The 21,464-nt window shown below is 60.5% G+C and carries 18 protein-coding genes and 2 pseudogenes; 9 read left to right on the top strand and 11 right to left on the bottom strand.

Annotated elements, in window-relative coordinates; all coding sequences use genetic code 11:
• Positions 1 to 119 precede the first annotated feature (119 nt).
• Positions 120 to 1,301 (top strand): acetyl-CoA C-acetyltransferase, encoded by a 1,182-nt coding sequence (locus UIA24_RS19405; protein WP_330523590.1) that lies wholly within the window; start codon positions 120 to 122, stop codon positions 1,299 to 1,301.
• 70 nt (positions 1,302 to 1,371) lie between these two features.
• On the opposite strand, the gene UIA24_RS19400 is transcribed toward UIA24_RS19405, so the two are convergent.
• Complete coding sequence (locus tag UIA24_RS19400) at positions 1,372 to 2,124, bottom strand: carbonic anhydrase (RefSeq protein ID WP_065758358.1); 753 nt, start codon at positions 2,122 to 2,124, stop codon at positions 1,372 to 1,374.
• 311 nt (positions 2,125 to 2,435) lie between these two features.
• On the opposite strand from UIA24_RS19400, the gene UIA24_RS19395 reads away from it, so the two are divergent.
• Together UIA24_RS19395 and UIA24_RS19390 are read left to right on the top strand one after the other, a co-directional pair.
• On the top strand, positions 2,436 to 3,344 hold the full coding sequence (locus UIA24_RS19395) for a universal stress protein (RefSeq protein ID WP_330523589.1): 909 nt from the start codon (positions 2,436 to 2,438) through the stop codon (positions 3,342 to 3,344).
• A gap of 10 nt (positions 3,345 to 3,354) precedes the next feature.
• On the top strand, positions 3,355 to 3,723 hold the full coding sequence (locus UIA24_RS19390; protein ID WP_330523588.1) for a DUF5064 family protein: 369 nt from the start codon (positions 3,355 to 3,357) through the stop codon (positions 3,721 to 3,723).
• Between the two features lie 65 nt (positions 3,724 to 3,788).
• On the opposite strand, the gene UIA24_RS19385 is transcribed toward UIA24_RS19390, so the two are convergent.
• From UIA24_RS19385 to UIA24_RS19375, 3 genes and pseudogenes are all read right to left on the bottom strand, one after another.
• Positions 3,789 to 5,408 carry a mechanosensitive ion channel family protein gene (locus UIA24_RS19385; RefSeq protein WP_442963050.1) on the bottom strand — a complete coding sequence of 540 codons (1,620 nt, stop codon included), beginning with the start codon at positions 5,406 to 5,408 and terminating at the stop codon, positions 3,789 to 3,791.
• Positions 5,409 to 5,680: 272 nt separating this feature from the next.
• Positions 5,681 to 5,884 (bottom strand): hypothetical protein, encoded by a 204-nt coding sequence (locus UIA24_RS19380; protein WP_145991817.1) that lies wholly within the window; start codon positions 5,882 to 5,884, stop codon positions 5,681 to 5,683.
• A 96-nt stretch (positions 5,885 to 5,980) separates the two neighbouring features.
• A pseudogene (locus UIA24_RS19375) lies at positions 5,981 to 6,088 on the bottom strand (IS5/IS1182 family transposase); the annotation flags it as partial.
• A gap of 273 nt (positions 6,089 to 6,361) precedes the next feature.
• Between UIA24_RS19375 and UIA24_RS19370 the strand changes: the two are divergent.
• Positions 6,362 to 7,369: an aldo/keto reductase gene (locus tag UIA24_RS19370; RefSeq protein ID WP_065758353.1), complete on the top strand. Its 1,008-nt coding sequence runs from the start codon at positions 6,362 to 6,364 to the stop codon at positions 7,367 to 7,369.
• Here UIA24_RS19370 and nahK read toward each other — a convergent pair.
• The 3 genes and pseudogenes from nahK to UIA24_RS19355 all read right to left on the bottom strand — a co-directional run bounded on the left by nahK (position 7,347) and on the right by UIA24_RS19355 (position 12,412).
• A complete protein-coding gene (gene nahK, locus UIA24_RS19365) occupies positions 7,347 to 9,983 on the bottom strand; it encodes a hybrid sensor histidine kinase/response regulator NahK/ErcS' (RefSeq protein ID WP_330523586.1) in 2,637 nt (878 codons plus the stop codon). The two genes, UIA24_RS19370 and nahK, sit on opposite strands and share 23 nt — an antisense overlap.
• A pseudogene (gene nosP, locus UIA24_RS19360) lies at positions 9,931 to 11,076 on the bottom strand (nitric oxide-sensing protein NosP); the annotation flags it as partial. The pseudogene nosP and the gene nahK, both read right to left, overlap by 53 nt.
• A gap of 154 nt (positions 11,077 to 11,230) precedes the next feature.
• Positions 11,231 to 12,412, bottom strand: a complete 1,182-nt coding sequence (locus tag UIA24_RS19355; protein WP_099774913.1) for a porin — start codon at positions 12,410 to 12,412, stop codon at positions 11,231 to 11,233.
• A gap of 338 nt (positions 12,413 to 12,750) precedes the next feature.
• Between UIA24_RS19355 and UIA24_RS19350 the strand changes: the two genes are divergently transcribed.
• Entirely contained in the window at positions 12,751 to 13,830 is a 1,080-nt protein-coding gene (locus UIA24_RS19350; protein WP_330523585.1) for an enoyl-CoA hydratase/isomerase family protein, read from the top strand.
• A gap of 16 nt (positions 13,831 to 13,846) precedes the next feature.
• On the top strand, positions 13,847 to 14,998 hold the full coding sequence (locus UIA24_RS19345) for an acyl-CoA dehydrogenase family protein (protein WP_065758349.1): 1,152 nt from the start codon (positions 13,847 to 13,849) through the stop codon (positions 14,996 to 14,998).
• Between the two features lie 76 nt (positions 14,999 to 15,074).
• On the opposite strand, the gene UIA24_RS19340 is transcribed toward UIA24_RS19345, so the two are convergent.
• Genes UIA24_RS19340 through pedF form a run of 3 tightly spaced genes read right to left on the bottom strand, consistent with a single transcriptional unit; the run spans position 15,075 to position 17,207 of the window.
• Entirely contained in the window at positions 15,075 to 16,001 is a 927-nt protein-coding gene (locus tag UIA24_RS19340) for a quinoprotein relay system zinc metallohydrolase 1 (RefSeq protein ID WP_330523584.1), read from the bottom strand.
• Between the two features lie 9 nt (positions 16,002 to 16,010).
• Positions 16,011 to 16,766, bottom strand: coding sequence for a quinoprotein dehydrogenase-associated SoxYZ-like carrier (locus UIA24_RS19335; RefSeq protein ID WP_102053784.1), 756 nt, complete (start codon positions 16,764 to 16,766; stop codon positions 16,011 to 16,013).
• Between the two features lie 3 nt (positions 16,767 to 16,769).
• A complete protein-coding gene (pedF, locus tag UIA24_RS19330) occupies positions 16,770 to 17,207 on the bottom strand; it encodes a cytochrome c-550 PedF (protein WP_099774919.1) in 438 nt (145 codons plus the stop codon).
• Between the two features lie 266 nt (positions 17,208 to 17,473).
• Here pedF and exaA point away from each other — a divergent pair, with 266 nt between their 5' ends.
• Positions 17,474 to 19,345, top strand: coding sequence for a quinoprotein ethanol dehydrogenase (gene exaA, locus UIA24_RS19325; RefSeq protein WP_065758345.1), 1,872 nt, complete (start codon positions 17,474 to 17,476; stop codon positions 19,343 to 19,345).
• 115 nt (positions 19,346 to 19,460) lie between these two features.
• On the top strand, positions 19,461 to 20,114 hold the full coding sequence (locus UIA24_RS19320; RefSeq protein WP_099774921.1) for a pentapeptide repeat-containing protein: 654 nt from the start codon (positions 19,461 to 19,463) through the stop codon (positions 20,112 to 20,114).
• On the opposite strand, the gene UIA24_RS19315 is transcribed toward UIA24_RS19320, so the two are convergent.
• Positions 20,111 to 20,752: a response regulator gene (locus UIA24_RS19315; RefSeq protein WP_099774923.1), complete on the bottom strand. Its 642-nt coding sequence runs from the start codon at positions 20,750 to 20,752 to the stop codon at positions 20,111 to 20,113. The two genes, UIA24_RS19320 and UIA24_RS19315, sit on opposite strands and share 4 nt — an antisense overlap.
• A 166-nt stretch (positions 20,753 to 20,918) precedes the next feature.
• On the opposite strand from UIA24_RS19315, the gene UIA24_RS19310 reads away from it, so the two are divergent.
• Entirely contained in the window at positions 20,919 to 21,464 is a 546-nt protein-coding gene (locus UIA24_RS19310) for a PQQ-dependent catabolism-associated CXXCW motif protein (protein WP_442963051.1), read from the top strand.

Raw genomic sequence — 21,464 nt, 5'->3', positions numbered from 1 at the left:
TCCTGTATCGCTGCGCTTTATTGAGGTTTATCGATCAATTAATCTTAAAAATCAATTTAACAAATATATGTATTGGCGCAACACTTCAGCACAAATGGCCCTGAACACGGAGAGAGTCAATGCAAGAAGTCGTCATTGTCGCCGCCACGCGCACCGCGATCGGCAGTTTTCAAGGCTCACTGGCCGCGATCCCTGCGACAGAACTGGGTGCTTCGGTGATACGCAACCTGCTGCAACAGGCCGGGATTTGCGGCAGTGAAGTGGATGAAGTCATCCTCGGCCAGGTACTCACCGCTGGCAGTGGCCAGAACCCGGCACGTCAAGCGGCGATTCTCGCCGGCCTGCCCCATGCGGTGCCAGCACTGACCCTGAACAAGGTCTGCGGCTCAGGCCTCAAGGCGCTGCACCTCGGCGCCCAGGCCATTCGGTGTGGCGACGCCGAGGTGATCATCGCCGGCGGCATGGAAAACATGAGCCTGGCGCCTTATGTGCTGCCGGCCGCCCGCACGGGACTGCGCATGGGCCATGCCAGCATGATCGACAGCATGATCAGTGACGGCTTGTGGGATGCCTTCAACGACTATCACATGGGTATTACCGCCGAGAACCTGGTGGAGCAGTACGCGATCAGCCGTGAAGCGCAGGACGCGTTTGCCGCGGCCTCCCAGCAGAAAGCCTGTGCCGCCATCGAGGCCGGTCGCTTCATCGATGAAATCACACCGATCCTGATCCCGCAGCGCAAGGGCGAGCCCATTGCCTTCGCCACCGACGAACAACCACGCAGCGCAACCACTGCCGAATCCCTGGGCAAGCTCAAGCCGGCGTTCAAGAAAGACGGCAGTGTGACTGCTGGCAACGCGTCCAGCCTCAACGACGGCGCAGCAGCGGTGCTGTTAATGAGTGCAGAGAAGGCCAAGGCTTTGGGCTTGCCTGCACTGGCCCGCATTGCAGCCTACGCCAATGCCGGGGTTGACCCGGCAATCATGGGCATTGGCCCGGTCGACGCAACCCGCCGCTGTCTGGAAAAGGCCGGTTGGACCTTGGACCAACTGGACCTGATCGAAGCCAACGAGGCCTTCGCCGCACAGGCGCTCTCGGTAGGAAAAGAGCTGGGTTGGGATGCAGACAAGGTCAACGTCAATGGAGGTGCCATCGCGCTTGGGCACCCTATCGGCGCTTCCGGTTGCCGGGTGCTGGTGACCCTGCTGCATGAAATGATCAAACGTGATGTCAACAAAGGCCTGGCCACGCTGTGCATCGGTGGTGGTCAGGGTGTTGCCCTGGCACTTGAGCGCGACTGATCAAGCCGAGGTGCAATAGAACAGCGCCGGTCAGCACAAGCGTGTGCTGACCGGCGTGTTTGCTGGCGTTTTAGCCCAGCAACTGAACCTTGCCACTCGCCAGCTCGTAGACCCCACCAACAATCTTCAAGCGCTTGGCGGCCAAGGCTTCGGTCAACACCGCAGACGCCCCTTTCAGGCGCTCGACGTTGTCCAGAACGTTCTGGCGAATGGCGTTGTCGAGCACATTGCCCGATTTGCCCATCACAGTCTTGACCGAAGGCTCCACGGCTTTGGCAAGCGTGTCGATATGCCCTGGGAAGGTCGTGCCATCGGTTGCCCGCTGCACCCCTGCCTTCACCGCGCCACAGGCTTCGTGACCCAGCACCATGATCACCGGGGTGCCCAGCACCGCTACGGCGTACTCAAGGCTGGCCAGGCCATCGGTGGTAACGAAATTGCCGGCCACGCGCACAGCAAAGATGTCGCCACGGGCACTGTCAAAGGCGTACTCCGGGGCAATGCGCGAATCTGCACAGCTGAGGATGGCCGCAAAGGGGTTTTGCCCGGATGCCAAGGCTTCCCGCTCGGAGAGGAAGTCATGCCGACGGGCGACGCCCTCGACATACCGCTGATTACCCTCCATCAACCGAGACAGCGCCAGGTCGGGCGTGAGGTCATTCTGTGGTTTAGGTAACGGGCCATCCTTGGGTGCAGCTATTGCTGGCATGGCCGGTAGCATCATCGCCCCAGCGGTCAACAAGGCGGCACCGCCACCAAAACGTAAAAACTGTCGGCGACTGGCTTGGCTGGCCGTATTGCGTTGCTCGTTACATTCACACATGGGCATACCTTCTCGGAAGCACGTAAAACGCGCATTTTCCGGTTATCTGCCCCCCGTGAACGCCGGATGATTCTGATAGCTCTGTAGGAGAATTCCTCTTATGACATGTAAAGCTTCAATCCAGTCGACGCCTGGACCGCCAAGCCCCCGCGATGACTGCTTATCGTAAAGCAGCCATTATTCTGCGTATGCGCTGAATGTCGGCCTATATTGAAGGTGTCGATGCCGGTGAAGCGTGCGCGCCTGAAACCTTCATTGACGCACGCTATTTCAGGGAGCTAGCGGACCATCCAAACCGTTGGAGGTGTCACATGAGCCAATATCAGCGCATCTTTCTCATCGCCGGCCCGAGCATGCGCCATTCGCCCGCCATGCAGCGCGCGCAAGCAATTGCCGATGCTACCGGGGCGGCCCTGCACATCACGTTGTTTATCGAAGATGTCGACATTCTGGGCCTGATGAGCGGTGGCGAAGCCTTGCGCAAACAACTGCAGGATGAACACCGCAAGTGGCTTGCCGATGAGGCTGACGTCATGCGCCGCAGCGGCATTGATGTCACCAGCGAAGTGGTGCTCACCCGTACCGTGTACGAAGACATGCTTGAGCAGGTGAAGCGGCTGCAGCCGGACCTGGTGATCAAAGACGTTCACCATGAGTCATTGCTCAAACGTGTATTCATCACGCCGCTGGATTGGCACTTGCTCAGAGAATGTCCGGCTGCTGTGCATTTTGTCAGCCAGATTCAATGCCCATTGCCACGTGTCATCGTCGCTGCCGTGGACCTCGCCCCACAACACACGCAAAACCCGGCCTCAACTACCAACGACTGCATCATGGCGACGGCTACCCGGCTCGCTGAACAATGCGATGCTGAGCTCCACTTGCTGCACGCCTACGATACGGCACACACCCATATCACCGATGCAGGTGCCGGGACGGTAACGATGCCAGGGTTCAACAGTGAAGTACGCAAAGCACTGCAGCATGCGTTCACTCAGCTTGCCGAACACTATGGGATACCGCCTGAGCGACAACACCTTCTGGCCGGATTCCCCGTCAAGGCGATTGCCGAATTTGCCGCGCAGCACCGCGCAGACGTCATCGTCATGGGCAACACCCATCACACAGGTCTTGATAAACGAGTAGGCAGCACCACCGAGCATGTGCTCTATCAAGTGCCCTGCAACATACTGGCAACTCGAGAAAAACTTGAACCCTGAGGAACCGTCCATGTTTACACCCGGTCATCTGCGTCGCACTAACAACCCGAATATCCCTGGCGTTCCAACGTTCGACATTGAGGTGTTCTATGAGGTCCGTCAGGTTCCCCAAGAAGGCATGCTGATGCACTTCACGATGTCCGGGGAGGTCAATGGTCGTGCTTTTTCCGAAGAGTTCGACATGCACCGAGATACCGCGCACAACTTTGCCAGCCTGATTGCCAAGCATGCGGTCAAAAACGGCGTACCGCCCAATGCCAGCCCAATCATGCGTAATCACAGCGAATACGACGCGATGTTCAAGGATATTCGCGACAAACTGGGTATCAAGCCAGGGGATCCGATCAACCTGGATAACCTGGACAAAGACGGGCTCTGAGCCCTGCCCTGGTCAGTTGATCTACCTGGCACCCACTGCGCAAGTCGCCCCCTGAAGCAACGAGCCTAAGGTGCCCGGTGATCACCGTCCGGACTGGCGGGCGGGCTGTACCATTTGTCTCTGGGCACCCACTTCGCCTCGTGCGGGTCGCCCAGATAGTGCGGCGACATGATCTGTACGCCGTACTCATTGAACACATCCTGGATATTGGCATGCAACAGGGTCAACAACTCCGCACGCGGATGGGGTTGGCTCGGAATGGCTTGCGCCACTAACCGATACTCGGGGTAGAAGTCCGACAGCGCCGTCTGGAACACCTGCGGTGGGGGCTGTTCGAGTACCCCCGTGGTACGCCGAGCAGCTTCCAACAACATCGCTTCCACCTGCCGCCAAGGCGTGTCGTAGCCAATGGTGACGGTGGTGTCGACGACATAGCCAGCCCCTTGCACGGTGCGCGAGTAGTTCTTGGTCACCGCATTGGTGATCATCGAATTGGGCAGGGTCAGCACTTCTCCAAGCCCGGTACGAATGCGAGTCGTAAACATCCCAAGCTCCGTCACGGTGCCTTCATGCTCACCGATACGCACAAACTCGCCCGGGCGCAATGTACGCGTGTAGGTCAGTATCAACCCGGCCGCCGCCTGCCCGACCACACTGCTGGCGCCCAGCGAGATCATCAGGCCGATCAGTACCGACAGGCCCTTGAAGGCTTCCGTATGAGCGCCCGGCAGGTACGGGTAGGCCATTGCCAGAGCAAACAGCCAGATGGCCAGCGAGGTCAGGCGCGTGGTGGGTTGCAGGGTTTCTTCGTTGAGCCAACCGAAAACACCCGCCATGGCGATACGCCGCAGCACGCTTTTGCTAAAGCCACTGAAGCCCCGAGCAATGAGGAAAATCGCCAGCACAACACCCAGCCGAGGCACAGCGTCGATCATGCTCTCGAACAATGACTGGGCAACGCTGAGCAAGTAGTTGTTCAGGCTCTCACCCCAAGGGCGCGTATACGGAAAGCGTGAAAGCACAAAGCCCAACCACTGATACGTGAGCAACACCACCAGCACCCAACGCACGAACCACAGGACACGGCTAATCAAGGGGTACAGGTAACTGGCGTCGATCAGCGGCATCTGGCCAATCTTCAACGACAGCGCATGCCGTTTCATCAATGCCGGCAGTACCGCAAGCAACCTGCGGCGAATGAAAAAGATCAACCACAACAGACCAAACAGCAGCAGAGAGGCCAGCGCAGAGGCCAGCGCAGCCCGGAGCATTTGCTGCACACTTCGCGCTTCCCGGGTTTCAGCAACGACCAGACGCAAATTCTCCGCAGCACCCTGTGCCGCTTGCATCACCGACTCGAACTGCAGTTCATCAACGTCCTTGGGAGAGATGATGAAAGCCCGCCTGGGCCCTATCAGCACCAGATAGCTGTTCAACATCGGATCAACGCTGACCTCAAGCGAGTCTGCGCTGTCGAGTGCCTCATTGATTACTGCAGTGGCGTGCTTCACCCGCAGTTCCGGCACTTCGCCAAGCAACGATGCCCGAAAGACCGTAATCGTGCGGTTGGCGATCTTCAACTCAGCGCTGGGCGGTGGCTCTGTTGGCGCGTCGGCGGCAACACCCAAGGCTGGCATCAGCCAGCAGCACCACAAAAGTATCCCTACCAGCGCCCGACTACGCATACGCTCTCAGCCCCCTCGACACAGACGACCATCGCAGATGGTGTTTTCGCCAGTGTAGTCGCTGTTGCCAGAGGGGCAGCGGGAGCTATTCCCGAGAGCGGAGTTTAGGTCGACCTTTCCGGGGCGACGCAGGTAACGGCCGAACATGACGGTTCATATAAAGCCTTGTTTTTTGGTGGAGTTATGCCGCCAACATGCAGGACAAATGACGTACAGTCTTCAGGATGAATTCGTTGAGTTATGCACCAGCATGCGAAAAACAGGGCCGTTAACTACCACAGATTACGCAACCTTGGAACATAAAAACGTAAGCTGCAGGCAGCAATAATAAGAAAAACAACTCCAACAACACCCCAATAGTAATGACCCTCAATCGGAACTATTGCCGTCACGCCCCACACAACGAACAACGCATAAAACATCGATGAACCAATAATGGCCAAATACAAACCAAAAATAGAAAAATCAATACGCATGACTTATGGAGCCTCATGAATACACATTATAAAAATCAATATACCCTGCGTTCATAGGCGATATGGAGCACACGACACAAGAGGCCGAGAACCTGTCGCTTCTACCATGGCCGGGGTGCTCAGCGAAAACCCGTCTTGCAGCAGGTGGATGTGCCGCATGGTTTCCAATGGATAAGGCTTACGGCCGCCACCCGCCTTTGGATGGAGCCCTCACAATGAGATAGCTTTGGAACTATCGGTTTTCCGGCCCGCAACGAAAAGCCCCGCAGACGTTGATCTGCGGGGCTTTCAAACAATAGAGGCCGAGGTCGAACCGGCGTAGAAGGATTTGCAATTCGACAGGACGATGATCAACACGCCGAACTGCGTCATCTGCCGCACACAACGCGTCTTTCTGGGGCCTGCAAGCAATGCTTTTAATCCCTCACAGATCTGTGTAAAACAGATGGGATCCAAAACGCACAGGGGGTTTCAATCATGATCTACCGTCCATTGGGCCAAAGCGGCCTGCAAGTGTCCGCGCTGACCCTGGGCAGCATGATGTTCGGCGAACAGACCAGCGCCGAAGACTCGCTGCGTATCATCGATAAGGCCTGGGACCAGGGCATCAACTTCATCGATACCGCTGACGTCTACAACGGCGGCCGCTCCGAAGAAATTGTCGGCGAAGCCATCGCCCGCCATCGTCAGGATTGGGTGCTGGCCTCCAAGGTGGGCTTCGGCCCCGTGGATGGCGTTCCCAACCGCAGCGGGCTGAGCCGCAAGCATATTTTCAATGCCATCGAAGCCAGCCTGACACGCCTGGGCACAGACTATCTGGACATCTACTACCTGCACCGCGAAGACCATGGCACCCCGCTGGAGGTCACCGTATCCGCCATCGGCGACCTGCTGCGCCAGGGCAAGATCCGCCATTGGGGTGTGTCGAATTTTCGCGGCTGGCGCATTGCCGAGATCGTCAACCTGGCCGAGCGCATGGGTGTTGCAAAACCCGTGGTCAGTCAGCCGTTGTACAACATCGTCAACCGTCAGGCCGAACCTGAGCAGTTCACCGCCGCCGCCCATCATGGCTTGGGCATCGTCCCCTTCAGCCCACTGGCCCGTGGCGTCCTCAGCGGCAAGTACGCGCCCAATGCCACCCCTGACGCCAACAGCCGGGCCGGACGCCAGGACAAACGTATCCTGGAAACGGAATGGCGAGCCGAGTCGCTGGAAATCGCCCAGAAGATCCACGCCTACACCGAAACCAAAGGCGTTGGCATGGTCGAGTTCGCCATTGCCTGGGTGCTCAACAATCGGCTGATCAGTTCAGCCATCGTTGGCCCGCGCACCGAGGCCCAATGGGACACCTACAGCGGCGCCCTGTCGGTCGAGATCAACGCCGAAGACGAAGCCTTCATCGACGCGCTGGTGACCCCGGGCCATGCCTCAACCCATGGCTACAACGATGTCAGCCACTTCGTCAGCGGACGTCTGCCGCGCTGAGTACCGGGCCCAGAAGGTGGCTGATGGCAGCCTTGAGCTTCATCGGCCGCACCGGTTTGTTCAGCAAGCTGTGCCCCAAGGCCCGCACTTGCTGCTTGAGTTCGTTGCTGTAGTTGGCGGTGATCATCAAGGCGGGCAAGGGTGTCGCCCGCCGGGCGTTGATCGCAGCCACGGCGTCAACACCATTGCGGTCGTTATCCAGGTGGTAATCGGCAATCAACAGGTCGGCACCGGCATGGTCGGTGGCCACTTGGCGAGCCAGGTCTGCTTCGCTCAGCGCGGTCACCACTTCGCACCCCCATTGTTCAAGCAAGGTGCGCATCCCCGCGCAGATCGCCGCGTCATTGTCCAACACCCAGATGCGCGCGCCCTGCAGGCGTTCCACAAACGGCTCCAGCGGTGGCGCTACGATGCGACTGCGAGGCCCGCGCTTGCTGCGCGGCACTTCAATGGAGAACACAGAGCCTCTACCCGGCGTCGAGCGTACCGCGATCCGGTGCCCTAGAATGCCGGCGATTTTTTCCACGATGGCCAACCCCAGCCCCAACCCGCGATCCTGATCCGGGCGCTGAACATCACCGCGCTTGAACTCCTGGAAGATCTCTCCGCGCTTGTCGGCAGCAATGCCGATACCGGTATCCCAAACCTCAATCAACAACCGCTTACCGCGCCGACGACAGCCCAGCAACACGCGGCCTCGGGGTGTATAGCGGATGGCATTGCTGAGCAGGTTGCGCAGGATGCGCGCCAACAACTGGATGTCACTGCGCACTTTCAGGCTGCACGGTACGTAATCCAACCGTAAACCTTCAGTGTCGGCGATGTGGGCATATTCCGCTGCAAGGTTATCGAGCAGGTCACTCAGCGCGAAAGGCGCAACATCGGCCTTGATCACCCCGGCATCGAGCTTGGAAATATCAACCAGGGTACCGAGCAGGTTCTCCACATCATCCAGCGAGTTGCTGACATTGCGCACCAGCGCCGGGCTGCTGCTGGGCTGCTCCTGCAACGCGCTGGTAAACAATCGCGCGGCATTGAGCGGCTGCAGCAAGTCATGGCTGACGGCAGCGAGGAACTTGGTCTTGGACAGGTTGGCCCGATCGGCATCCTGCTTGGCCTCCCGCAGCCGCGCCTCGGCCGTGCGTCGTTCCTCGATCTCGCGCAACAGCTGCTGATTGAGGCTTGTGAGCTCAGCGGTGCGTTCGCGCACCCGCACTTCGAGGTGTTGATAGGCCTGGTGCAAGGCCTCTGCAGTACGCCGACGCTCAGTGATGTCGCGAATCAGCACGAAGATCCCGACCACTTCACCACTGGCCAACTGATTAGGGACATAGGAGCGCAGCATGTAGCGTTCCTGGCCGTTGACGTTGGTTTCAGCCATCTCAAAGGTCACGCTCTCCCCCGCCAGCGCGCGCTCAACGTAGCTTTCCAGGCGCTGGCAGTGCTCGGGGCTGTGCGCCTCGCGCAGGCTCTGGCCGAGCATCAGGCCGCGTGGCCAGCAATACCACTGCTCGTACACCTTGTTGGTGAACTCGTAGACCAGATCGGCATTGAGGTAGGCAATGAGCGCCGGTACGTGGTCGGTAATCAGGCGAATCCAGCGCTCGCTTTCGCTCAGTGCTTCAGCATGCTGGTAACGCTCGGTAATGTCGGTGAAGGTATTGACGAACCCACCTGCGGGCAATGGATGAGTACGTATCTCCAACATGCGCCCATCGTACAGGCGCTGCTCCAGTTCACGGATGGCGCGGCCATTGGCATCGCGACTGGAGGGGGTCAGCAAGGCCAATTCGCTGTCGCCGATCACTTCGGCGAAGTCGCGATGGGCGGCAATCGGTGCCAGCCCGCTGAGTTCGAGAAAGCGTCGATTCCACAATTCGAGAACACCGTCGGCACTGACCATCGCCACCCCTTGGGAGAGGTTGTCGACGGCCCGTTGCAAGAGCCGCGTTTTTTGTGCGAGCGCCTGCTCACGGCGCTGGGTTTCACTGAGTTTGACCTCGGTGATATCGGTGAACAGCATCACCCGCCCACCGTCACGGGTCGGGCGCTCGCTGACCTGCAGCCAGCGCCCGTTATGCAGGCGGTACACCGCGTGTTCTTCAGCCGAGCCGCGCAACGCCTCGGCGAACAGGCCGGTGCTGTGCATCAGGCGCTTGACCTCAGCCAGGCGCATGCCACTGATGATGCGGATCCGGCTACCGGCCCAAAAGGCCTTGAACCGACTATTGAACAACACGATACGCAGGTCCTGATCGAACAACACGAACGCGTCCGAGATGCTCTCAATCGCATCGACCAGATGCTGATGGGCCGTCTCGGCGCGCAATCGGGCGTCGCTGAGCAAATGATTGCTTGCCTTGAGTTCAGCCATTGCCTGGTTCAACGCATCGGTACGCTCGCGCACCTGCTCGGCCAGGACGACCGAGTGCTGGAATGCTGCGTAGGAGTCGTCAGGACGCGCAGCCCCCGACTCCAGGCGTTCAATCAGCGCCGCATTGATTCTGGCCAGTTTTTGATTGGCCCGCTGGAGCTGGGCAATCTGCTCCGCTGCGCAAATCTCGGGGCCGTCCAATGGCAACACCGGTGAAGGTCTGGTTGATGTGCATGCCATTGAACTGTTCTCCATAGGAGTTGAAGCCAAGCACTCGGCGTTCGCGCAGGAATGTACTGACGGCGACAAAGTCATCGCTGCCTTCAAGCTCCAGGCGACGCAGGAAACAGTCGCAACCGATGGTCAACAGCAGCGGCCCCAGGCGCTGCTGCAGCCCTTCGAACAACTGCTCCAGGTTGGGTATCAGCGGCCCGGGGTGCATGGCGGTGAGCACGATGCCGTTCTCCACCGCGCAGTAGAAACTCAGGCTCAAGTCATCGTGAACCTGTTGAATGGCCCGTACGTAGAAGCGCTCGTTGAGCCGAACGGCGAGCGGGTGCGCAGCAAAGGTCCGGTGATTGATCGCCTCAACCGGCACGCCGATCAGTTGTGCATATTCCAATGCCGCAGGTTCGGCATTGAGCTCATACACACGGCGCAGGTTGCGGTCAGCCCGGGTGACGACCAGCTTCTCTGTACGTGGCTGGATGTGGTGGGTGGTGAACACCTCGAAATCCAGCCAGGTATTGACCAACAGCACCACTGCCGCGCCCGTGTGGAAGGCACCGTCAAAATAGACATGGGTGTGGTGCAAGTAGTTGTCGTCGCCGGCCGAACCACCGAAATGCGGGATATCCCCCAGCGCCGCACTGAGGGCAGCGAGGAACATTTCTTCACGACTGGACAAGCCATCAAGCAAGGTCAGGGCGAAGCTGTGGCCCTTGATCGGTGCCAGGGTGTTACCCCGGCAACCACCGACCAGACGCTCAACCATGTGTTGAGCATCGATCAGGCTGAAGTGCTGCATGTGATCGACCAGTTCGGCGGCAATGGAAAACTGCCGATGGTCGAAACCCAGCGCCGTGACACACCCGCGACCGTAGCCGTCAGGGGTGATCTCTCCGGCGCTGGTACAACCGGCCATGCGGATCCCGCCAAAGCTTTGCCCCAACGCCTGGGCCAAGGCTGGCAGGTCGTACTCGGCCGAGCAGAAAAACAGCACAAACCCCAAATGCGGGTGCAGCAGTTGCCGCGCCAGGTCCTGCGCCACCTCGTCGGCGGCTGCGGCCCGTGACATGGCGCTGATGACACCTTCGGCCTGAAACTGCTGCATAACGGCCTCCTGGGTGGGGCGATAGCTCATGGCGGCAGTGTACGAGCGGTGCAGCACAGGCCGAATGCTACTTGGGTACTGGGTTGGCGTGTCGTTGGTTGTAGTGCCGTGGGTGTCAGGCGTAGGCCCTGTCAGAAACCAGAGGCATGGGAGCTCACCAGGTCAGCACGGCCCCCACCGCGAAGGTATCGGTGTCTTCGTTCTGGGCATCGCCCTCATGCCCGGTGATCTCGAACTGGTTGTACTCGGCCACCAGCTTGAGGTTGTCGTTGATGTCATGAAACAAGGCGACACCTCGGGTCTCGTAATCCGCCCCGGTATTGACCGCACCGTTGCCATCATCGTTGGTCTTGCCATAGGACAATGCCACGCGGTTCTTGCCGAACCGGTACGAGCCCTGCATCAGGTAACCCTTGCTGTCCACCTCGCGCAACGTCGCTTCCCCGGCATTGTTGGTAAAAAACGGGTTGATCCCTTTGGCGGTAAAGCCGGAGCCGGTCAGCGAAAAGCTGCCCATCTTGGCCTGCACACCGTAGCCGAGCCCTTTGGAGGTCACCGTATCGACCGTACTGTCGGTGTTCTCCGAAGTCTGGTAGGAGCCGTTGAGCCAACTGTAGATCTGCGCGCCACCGAGGTCGAACTGATAGGTAATCTCGCTCTCGGTACGCGGGGCTTCCTGATAGGCCTTGCCCACATCGCTGTCATCGTTGGTATCAACCGGGTCCATGATCCCCACCGCCACGCGCAGCCCGTCCATCAGCGGCGTGCGGTAGGTAATCTGTGAGGTCGGGAACGGGTATGGATAGCCACTGCCGATGTTGCCGAACGATACCCCGCCACCGTCCACCAGCCCCAGGGTGTCGCTGACCTGGCCATAACCGGCAAGCAACTCGTCGAGCAGGATGTTGGAGCGGGCAAACAGACCGAAGTCCTTGCCGATCAGCACTTCGCCCCACTCGGGGTTGGCCACGGTACCGTAGAACTGCCGGACGTCGATGGCCGTGTCAGTGCCGTTGGTCTCACTGTCGTTGATGGTCACCCAGAACGAAGCACGCCCGCCCAGCTTCAGGTCATCGACCTGACGGGTCATGTTGAAACCCAGGTAGTTGGGCAGAAAGCCCATCTTCACCCGTGACTGGCGCCGATCGTACTGCTCACCCGCACGGTCGACATCGCTGTTGACGTAGAAGGCGTTGATGTAGCCGTCGGTAGCGAAGGTGGTCTGGTCCTTGTCGTACAGCATGATTTCGGCCTCGGCCAAGGGGCTAAGGCCCAGGGCTGCGACGCTGGCGAGCAAGGGCAGGAAACGGGCATTGGCGTTGTTATTGTTGTGCATGGCGCTCTCCGCAAGCAGGGGGACAGGTGTCGGAGGCGATTATCGGAAGCCTGCGCTGGCTGCCCTACACTGCATTGGAGGCAAAGTGCTGCTGCTTTGGCCCGGCGTGACAGGCGGTGGGCCAAGGGCACTAGTACCGCGTACGGCGGTGCCACAACGCTAAAGTGCCAGTACTGTAGGCATAAGGCGTGGTTCGCCATGCAAAAATGCAGATTAGGACTGCAGTTTTGCGGATTGTATTCGGCAAATTTGCACTGCTACGATCCGGCAATCCTTGAAGGCTCATCCACAGCGTGACAATTCATGTGGAAAATCAATAACAAAGCAGGGAGATAGCGATGACCGCGCAAGCCCACCCTCCGGTCTCTGTCGACACGACCCAAGTACTGGCGGAGGTCCGCAACCATATCGGTTACCTGACGCTCAACCGCCCCGCCGGCCTCAATGCCATCACACTGGAAATGGTGCGCAGCCTGCACCAGCACCTCAAGGCCTGGAGCAGCGATCCTCAGGTACGCGCTGTCGTCCTGCGTGGCGAAGGCCCGAAGGGCTTCTGCGCCGGTGGTGACATCCGCTCGCTCTATGACAGCTACAAAGCCGGTGACAGCCTGCACAAGGACTTCTTCGTCGAGGAATATGCCCTTGACCTGGCGATCCATCATTACCGCAAACCGATCCTCGCCTTGATGGACGGTTTCACACTGGGCGGCGGCATGGGCCTGGCGCAAGGCGCCGAGTTGCGTATCGTGACCGAACGCAGCCGCCTGGCCATGCCGGAAACCGCCATCGGCTACTTCCCGGATGTCGGCGGCAGCTACTTCCTCTCGCGCATCCCCGGCGAGCTGGGCATTTACCTGGGTGTCAGCGGCGTGCAGGTGCAGGCCGCCGATGCACTCTATTGCGGGCTGGCCGACTGGTACGTCGAGAGCAACCAGTTGGCCGTGCTGGACGAGCGCCTGGACAAGCTGAACTGGAGTGCCAACCCACTCAAGGACCTGCAAGGCGTGCTGGCCAAGCTCGGCACCCAGGCGCTGGACAATCCGCCACTGGCAGGCCTGCGCCCTGTCATCGACCACTTCTTCGCCCAGCCCGACCTGCCGAGCATCATCGAGCAACTGCGCAGCGTGAGCGTCGCCGATAGCCGCGAGTGGGCCTTGAAAACCGTAGAGATCCTGGAGAGTCGCTCACCGCTGGCCATGGCGGTCACCTTGCAGATGCTTCGTCGGGGTCGCACGCTAAGCCTTGAAGACTGCTTCAAAATGGAACTGCACCTGGACCGGCAATGGTTCGAGCACGGCGACCTGATCGAAGGCGTACGTGCGCTGATCATCGACAAGGACAAACAACCGCGCTGGAACCCGCCGACCCTGGCGGCGCTGGAATCCAAGCGCGTCGACCAATTCTTCGAAGGCCTCTGAGGGCTGGAGTACGCACATGCAAGACCTGGAACTGACTGAAGAACAGATCATGATCCGCGACATGGCGCGCGACTTCGCCCGAGGCGAAATTGCCCCCCACGCCCAAGCCTGGGAAAAAGCCGGCTGGATCGACGATGGTGTGGTCGCGAAGATGGGCGAACTCGGCCTGCTCGGCATGGTCGTGCCGGAACAATGGGGCGGCAGCTACACCGACTACGTCGCCTACGCCCTGGCGGTTGAAGAGATTTCCGTGGGTGACGGCGCCACAGGCGCGTTGATGAGTATTCACAACTCGGTCGGCTGCGGCCCGCTGCTGGCCTATGGCAGCGCTGAGCAACAACAGACCTGGCTTGAGCCACTGGCCACGGGCAAGGTCATCGGCTGCTTCTGCCTCACCGAACCACAAGCCGGCTCGGAAGCCCACAACCTGCGCACCCGTGCCGAGCTGCAAGGCGATCACTGGGTCATCAACGGTGCCAAGCAGTTCGTCAGCAATGCCCGCCGCGCTGGCCTGGCGATTGTCTTTGCCGTGACGGATCCAGAGTTGGGCAAGAAAGGCCTCTCGGCCTTCCTGGTGCCTACCGACAACGAAGGCTTTGTCGTCGATCGCAGCGAGCACAAGATGGGTATCCGTGCCTCCGACACCTGCGCCGTGACATTGAACAACTGCCGTATTCCTGCAGCCAACCTGCTGGGCGAGCGCGGCAAAGGCCTGGCCATCGCGCTGTCCAACCTTGAAGGCGGGCGTATCGGCATTGCTGCCCAGGCATTGGGCATCGCCCGCGCTGCGTTTGAAGCGGCCCTGACCTACTCCCGCGACCGTATCCAGTTCGGCAAGCCAATCAACGAACACCAGAGCATCGCCAACCTGCTGGCCGACATGCAACTGCAGATCAACGCTGCACGTTTGCTTATCCTGCACGCCGCGCGCCTGCGCAGCGCTGGCTTGCCGTGCCTGTCGGAAGCCTCCCAGGCCAAGCTGTTCGCCTCGGAAATGGCCGAGCGGGTATGTTCCAAGGCGATTCAGGTGCATGGCGGCTATGGCTACCTGGAAGACTACCCGGTTGAGCGCTACTACCGCGATGCGCGGATCACCCAGATCTATGAAGGCTCCAGCGAAATCCAGCGGATGCTGATTGCGCGGGAATTGAAGCACTACCCGCTCTGACCGCTACAAGAGCCAGCCTCTGCGGTGAGAGGCTGGCTTGCCAGCGCTACAAACGCCGCGTACTCACGGCCAAACCTCAGCGATCCACCCGGCGCAACACGTCACGTTCATACTGCGGATACAGATGGCTGACGGTTCGGGTCAGCTCATACTGGGTCAGGCTGATCCCGGCAAAGCGCTCAGGGATCGGCGTTGCCAATACCTCGTTCATCTCAAGCCCTTGCAGGGCGCTGTCGTGCAGCAACCCATCGAGCCATCCCAGGTAATCCACCATCTGTTCAAAGGGCGCCGAGTCATTGGCCAGCGGACCGTGGCCAGGTACCAGCAGCGTCCAGGGCAAGCCTTTCAACTGCTGCAAGTCCTGCAGCCAGACGTCCAGCCCCGGACTATGCGGTGTGGTCAGGGCGCGTTGATAGAACAACAGATCACCGGCGAACAGCACCCCGGTCTTTTCATCGAATACCGCAAGGTCCGCACCGCTGTGGCCGCTGAGCGCCAACAGACGCAAAGGGTGGCTACCAAACACCTGCAGGCCGGGCTCAAGCACCTGGTCTGGCAAGTGCACCTGAGTGCCGCGCATCCAGTCACCCACCAGCCGGTACATGTTTTCGGCCAGGGCGTCGCCCTGCTCCTTGAGCCGCACACCCGTCCCGGCCAGGGCCCCGACAGGCACATCGGCAAACGCCTGGTTACCCAGCGCATGGTCGGGGTGATGGTGGGTCAACAGCACCTGCACGACCGGCTTGTCGGTCACACGGGCGATGGCCTGGCGCAAGGCCTGGCCGTAACGTAGCGACGGCCCCGTGTCGATCACCACGACGCCGGCTTCCGTGACAATAAACGCGCTGTTGACGATGTTTGCACCATTGCTGCGAGAGAAGTTTTCGGTGCTGCCCTCCAGCATCCAGGTGTCGGTGGCGATCTGGCGCGGCATCAGCCGGTAGTCCAGATCGGCAAGGCTCGGCAGGCTGAACGCAGCCAGCAATAGCACTATCAAGCGCATGGGTGGGTCTCACTCCAGGGCAGCATCGAATTGATTGCCGTTGTTGTCGCGCAAGCGTAGCCGTACCGGGCCGGTATCGCGCAGATCGAAAGAAAGGCTGGGGTTCTCACTCACCGCCGGGTACAACACCAGGGTCGCCAACGAGTGGCCGGCGACGTCGAACAGTTCAGCCTGCTCGATGAAAAACTCCGGTGTGCCCGCCACCAGGCCATTGTCCATGGGGTGCGCAACGTGCACGCGCAGGCGACTGAACCCCTCTCGCGGGTAGCGGCCACCCAGTACCTGGCCCAGGCGCTGCTCCCAGTCAGGTTGGCTGCGCACCACGCTGGGCGCCGTACAGCCGCCACCCGCCGCATCGATCAGGGTCGAGCCGACATGCCAGACGCCGTCTTCGGTCTGCACGGCTGCGCGCAAGGCCGTGGCCTGCTCAATACGGATACGGATCGCCAGCCAAGGCAACACATGAGGCCCCGGTTTAAAGTCGACGATTGTCGGCAAGGGGTTGAGCTCTGCCCAGGCAATAATGCGCGTAACCTTACCCGGCACGTCACGCGCATCGATTTGCAGCGGCACCTGGCGGGCGTCCTCGGCAAATGGCGGGGCAATCACACGCACCCGCGCATCAAAAAGATAGGGGTCGTCCTTGATCCACTGTTTACGGTAGAACTCCCACATCACCGACGGTACCGGGTCCGGCCCTGGCTCAATGGCCTGCACAGGCATACCGAGCATCAGCAGCGCCAGCAGCAACGGCCCGCGGCTCATGGCTCACTCCTCGACGTGCACGCTGTCCAGGTAGCTGCGTACCGCCCAAAGCGCTTCCTGGCTCAGGTAATCTGCCATTTTCGGCATGTACACACGACCGTCGCGCACCGCGCCGTTGCGCACGCGCTCAACAAACCATTCATCACCGTTCACGCCGGCATCGAGCATGCGCAGGTCCGGTGCAATACCACCGGATTTGGCCTCCAGACCGTGGCAGGCGGCGCAGTTCTGGTTATAGGCAGACGCGCCGATCGAGACCGCCTTTTCCTGTTGTTCGGTGTTGCGATAAGGGTTTTCCGTGCGCCATTCGCTGCCCAGTTGCTCCAGACCGTCGGTCTTGACCGCCTGGGGAACGACGTTGCCATGGGCGAAGACTGCGCCCGCACTCAACAGGCTGCCCGTCACAATCAGGCTCAACCAGGCTTTCTTTACTGTTTTCATTGTTCTGCCCTCGACTTCTCTGCACGATGCACGCGAAAACCTCTCGACTGAAAGGTTCTGCCGGGCATCTTAGGAAGGCCGCAGAGGTGCCCCCATGCTGCTTTGGTGGTCGCGCCTTACTCCCTTGGTAGTAGGGCTTGTGGGGCAGTGCCAAATCATATCCGGGGTGGGAAGTTTTCCCGGGGCAGGCGGGAGTTTTTCCGTATCACGCAGCGCAGCAGCGTTCCAGTCTATGCAGGCCAAAACCTCCATTGGGAACACTCACCATGACAATAAGATCGTTACCCGCCGCGCTTTCGCCACTGTCCATCGCCGTGCAGACCGTCCTGCTGGTCGGCAGCCTTGCCCTGGCCCCGGCCGCCCATGCCAAGCCCGTGAGCTGGGAAGACATCGCCAACGACCACACGACCACCGAAAACGTATTGCAGTACGGCATGGGCACCAACGCTCAGCGCTGGAGCCCGCTGGCTCAGGTCAACGACAAGAACGTGTTCAAGCTGACCCCCGCCTGGTCCTATTCGTTTGGCGATGAGAAGCAGCGGGGCCAGGAATCCCAGGCCATCGTCAACGACGGTGTGATCTATGTGACCGGCTCATACTCGCGGGTATTCGCCCTCGACGCCAAGACCGGCAAGCGTCTGTGGACCTACAACCACCGCCTGCCCGACAACATCCGTCCGTGCTGCGACGTGGTCAACCGTGGCGCCGCCATCTACGGCGACAAGATCTACTTCGGCACCCTCGACGCCCGGGTCATCGCACTGAACAAGGACACCGGCAAGGTCGTCTGGAACAAGAAGTTCGGCGACCACAGCGCCGGTTACACCATGACCGGTGCGCCGACCTTCGTCAAAGACCAGAAAAGCGGCAAGGTCCTGATGATTCACGGCAGCTCTGGCGATGAATTTGGCGTGGTCGGCCAACTGTTCGCCCGCGACCCGGACACCGGTGAAGAAGTCTGGATGCGTCCGTTCGTTGAAGGCCATATGGGCCGCCTGAACGGCAAGGACAGCACCCCGACCGGTGACGTCAAGGCGCCGTCCTGGCCGAACGACCCCACCACCGAAACCGGCAAGGTCGAAGCCTGGAGCCATGGCGGCGGCGCCCCATGGCAGAGCGCCAGTTTCGATCCCGAAACCAACACCGTCATCGTCGGTGCCGGCAACCCTGGCCCGTGGAACACCTGGGCACGTACCGCCAAAGACGGCAACCCACACGACTACGACAGCCTCTACACCTCCGGCCAGGTAGGCGTCGACGCCACCACCGGCGAAGTGAAATGGTTCTACCAGCACACCCCGAACGACGCCTGGGACTTCTCCGGCAACAACGAACTGGTGCTGTTTGACTACAAGGACAAGGATGGCAAGCAGTACAAGGCCACCGCCCACGCCGACCGTAACGGTTTCTTCTACGTGGTTGACCGCACCAACGGCAAGCTGAAGAACGCCTTCCCGTTCGCCGACAACATCACCTGGGCCAGCCATATCGACCTCAAGACCGGTCGCCCGGTCGAAAACCCGGGGCAGCGTCCAGCCAAGCCTGAGCCAGGCCAGACGAAGGGCAAGCCGGTCGAAGTCTCGCCGCCGTTCCTGGGTGGCAAGAACTGGAACCCAATGGCCTACAGCCAGGACACCGGGTTGTTCTACGTGCCGTCCAACCAGTGGAAAGAGGAATACTGGACCGAAGAGGTCAACTACAAGAAAGGCTCGGCGTACCTTGGCATGGGCTTCCGTATCAAGCGCATGTACGAAGACCACGTCGGCTCGCTGCGAGCCATGGACCCGACCACCGGCAAGATGGTCTGGGAACACAAAGAGCGCCTGCCGCTCTGGGCCGGTGTACTGGCCACCAAGGGCAACCTGGTGTTTACCGGTACCGGTGACGGCTTCTTCAAGGCCTTCAACGCCAAGACCGGTGAAGAGCTGTGGAAATTCCAGACCGGTAGCGGCATCGTTTCGCCGCCCATTACCTGGGAGCAAGACGGCGAGCAGTACATTGGCGTAACCGTCGGCTATGGCGGCGCGGTACCACTGTGGGGTGGCGACATGGCCGAGCTGACCAAGCCGGTGGCACAGGGTGGTTCGTTCTGGGTGTTCAAGATCCCGGCTTGGGACACCAAGACCGCTCAGCGCTGATGTGAACCTCAGGGGCGCCTCTGGCGCCCATCGCCAGCAATGCCGGCAGCTAGCGCAACGCGTTGTAGCTGCCGGCTTGCCAGCGATAGCCCTCTCACTGCCCCAGGAGACTCCCATGAAGTACCTTCCACTGCTGCTCGTCGTGGCCATGAGCCCCGTCTTCGCCGCCAGTAGCGACACCGGCGACGACACGCCGTTGACGATCAACGGCTGCGTCATCCAGCCCGAAAGCCAGTGCCCCGATGCCGACCTGCGCAATGCCGACCTGAGCAATCAGGACCTGCGCAAGATGAACCTGGCGGGCGCGGATCTGCGCGGGGCCAACCTGCGGCACGCCCGCCTCGACCTGGCCAACCTGGAAAAAGCCAACCTGCAAGGCGCCAACCTGACCCGCGCCAGCCTGCAACAAAGCAACCTGCGCCTGGCTGACCTGAGCGGCGCCAACCTGATAGCGGCGCAAGCCTGGGGAGTCTTTGCCCAAGGTGCCAATTTCAACGATGCCAACCTCAGCGCAGCCTACCTGGAGTTTGGTCGACTCTCCGGTGCCAAGCTGCACAAGGCCAACCTGCAAGCTGCGGACCTGGAAATGACCTGGCTGAGTAAAGCCGACCTCAGGGGCGCCAGCCTGGTCGATGCCAACCTGCAAGAAGCCAAGCTGGGTGAGAGCAACCTGGAACAGGCCGACCTGCGCGGTAGTCGCCAGCACTATGCGAATTTTCAGGACAGCAACATGGAGGCCTGCCAAGGCTGCCCGGTTTCGTGGGACTAAGCGGCAATCCGCAGCAGGCCGGCGTCAATCGCCAGGTGCACCAGTTCGGCCTGCGAGCTGACCTGCAGTTTGCTCTTGAGCAAGGTCAGGTAGTTGGAAACGGTCTTGGCGCTGATACACAACTGCTCGGCAATGAGCCGGCTCGGCGTACCTTTAGCCAGCATCAGGAAGATCTCCGTCTCACGCTGCGTGAGGCCGCGAAGGCGTGCGTCGCCTGCCTGCATATGGTGGGACTGGCAGGCCAGTTGGGTCGCCAAGGACTGTTCGATGTAGGCGTGCCCGGACAGCACCCGACGAACCGCCTCCACCAGTATCTGAGGTTGCACGGCTTTGGACAGGAAGCCGCAGGCACCGGCATCAAGCGCTTGTCGCACCAGGCTCAATTCGGTGTGTTCGCTGAAAAACAGGATTCGCAACTGCGGTACGCGCTGACGCAGGCGCCGGGTGGTTTCCAGGCCGCTGATACCGGGCAGGTCGAAATCCATGATCAATAACCCTGGCAGTTGCTCCTGCACCCGCTGCAGGGCCTCCTCACCACTGGCCGCCTCGGCAATCGGCAGCTCAGGCAACGCCTCGCGCAAGGTGTGTGCCAGGCCAAGGCGGACCATCGGGTGGTCGTCGACCAGCAAGATCTCCATACAGCCTCCGGCAGTGAGTGGGTTGGTCGTCGCAGGCCTTCATGCTAGAGCTGCCACAACGCGCACAATCTAATACTTTGGTACTGCTTTAGCTGTCGATGGTCGCATTCACAAAGCGTCACGACTGGCCTGTAATGAAGGCATAACAAAAATGAGACTGCCGACCATGTTGCGTGCCATGTCCGCCCTCCTCTGCCTGACGCTATCTGCCGTCGTGGCACTGCCGGTGCTTGCCGAAACGCCGCTGTTTTCCAGCGATGGCTACCGCATTGCACTGTATCGAAGCCCCACCCCTGCCCACGCTGAACCGGCGCAAACCCTCGACACCAAACAGTTGCAAAGCCTGCTGCGGGAAACACCGGGGCCTGTGCTGATCGATGTCTACCGCCGCACCTGGTTGCATGGCCAGTTCATCGATAGCGAAGCGCATGCCAACCTGCCCGGTAGCCATTGGCTGGCCAACACCGGAGACGGCGAGTTGAGCGCCGACTGGGCGGCCTACTTCCAGAAACACCTGCACCGCCTGAGCGCTGGCGACCGGCAACGCCCACTGGTGTTCTATTGCCGCTCTGATTGCTGGCTAAGCTGGAACGCGGTCAAACGTGCTGCCAGGCTGGGCTACACCCGGTTGTACTGGTACCGTGACGGCATCGACGCGTGGGAGGCCGCCCGGCTGCCACTGAGCGCTGCAACACCCGAAGTCTTCCCCTGA

The sequence above is a fragment of the Pseudomonas sp. AL 58 genome (assembly GCF_036348395.1).
Lineage (GTDB): Bacteria > Pseudomonadota > Gammaproteobacteria > Pseudomonadales > Pseudomonadaceae > Aquipseudomonas > Aquipseudomonas defluvii.
The sequence above is the reverse complement of the archived record's forward strand: the minus strand, read 5'-3'. Positions and strand labels throughout refer to the sequence as shown.

Bases quoted from the DNA above. Each gene is read 5' to 3' on its own strand.
- UIA24_RS19400 (WP_065758358.1), bottom strand. From the start codon at position 2,124: ATGTGTGAATGTAACGAGCAACGCAATACGGCCAGCCAAGCCAGTCGC.
- exaA (WP_065758345.1), top strand. From the start codon at position 17,474: ATGACAATAAGATCGTTACCCGCCGCGCTTTCGCCACTGTCCATCGCC.
- UIA24_RS19380 (WP_145991817.1), bottom strand. From the start codon at position 5,884: ATGCGTATTGATTTTTCTATTTTTGGTTTGTATTTGGCCATTATTGGT.
- UIA24_RS19350 (WP_330523585.1), top strand. From the start codon at position 12,751: ATGACCGCGCAAGCCCACCCTCCGGTCTCTGTCGACACGACCCAAGTA.
- UIA24_RS19355 (WP_099774913.1), bottom strand. From the start codon at position 12,412: ATGCACAACAATAACAACGCCAATGCCCGTTTCCTGCCCTTGCTCGCC.
- UIA24_RS19310 (WP_442963051.1), top strand. From the start codon at position 20,919: ATGTTGCGTGCCATGTCCGCCCTCCTCTGCCTGACGCTATCTGCCGTC.
- UIA24_RS19315 (WP_099774923.1), bottom strand. From the start codon at position 20,752: ATGGAGATCTTGCTGGTCGACGACCACCCGATGGTCCGCCTTGGCCTG.
- UIA24_RS19385 (WP_442963050.1), bottom strand. From the start codon at position 5,408: ATGCGTAGTCGGGCGCTGGTAGGGATACTTTTGTGGTGCTGCTGGCTG.
- UIA24_RS19320 (WP_099774921.1), top strand. From the start codon at position 19,461: ATGAAGTACCTTCCACTGCTGCTCGTCGTGGCCATGAGCCCCGTCTTC.
- UIA24_RS19340 (WP_330523584.1), bottom strand. From the start codon at position 16,001: ATGCGCTTGATAGTGCTATTGCTGGCTGCGTTCAGCCTGCCGAGCCTT.
- UIA24_RS19370 (WP_065758353.1), top strand. From the start codon at position 6,362: ATGATCTACCGTCCATTGGGCCAAAGCGGCCTGCAAGTGTCCGCGCTG.
- UIA24_RS19335 (WP_102053784.1), bottom strand. From the start codon at position 16,766: ATGAGCCGCGGGCCGTTGCTGCTGGCGCTGCTGATGCTCGGTATGCCT.
- UIA24_RS19395 (WP_330523589.1), top strand. From the start codon at position 2,436: ATGAGCCAATATCAGCGCATCTTTCTCATCGCCGGCCCGAGCATGCGC.
- UIA24_RS19345 (WP_065758349.1), top strand. From the start codon at position 13,847: ATGCAAGACCTGGAACTGACTGAAGAACAGATCATGATCCGCGACATG.
- UIA24_RS19405 (WP_330523590.1), top strand. From the start codon at position 120: ATGCAAGAAGTCGTCATTGTCGCCGCCACGCGCACCGCGATCGGCAGT.
- UIA24_RS19390 (WP_330523588.1), top strand. From the start codon at position 3,355: ATGTTTACACCCGGTCATCTGCGTCGCACTAACAACCCGAATATCCCT.
- nahK (WP_330523586.1), bottom strand. From the start codon at position 9,983: ATGGCATGCACATCAACCAGACCTTCACCGGTGTTGCCATTGGACGGC.
- pedF (WP_099774919.1), bottom strand. From the start codon at position 17,207: ATGAAAACAGTAAAGAAAGCCTGGTTGAGCCTGATTGTGACGGGCAGC.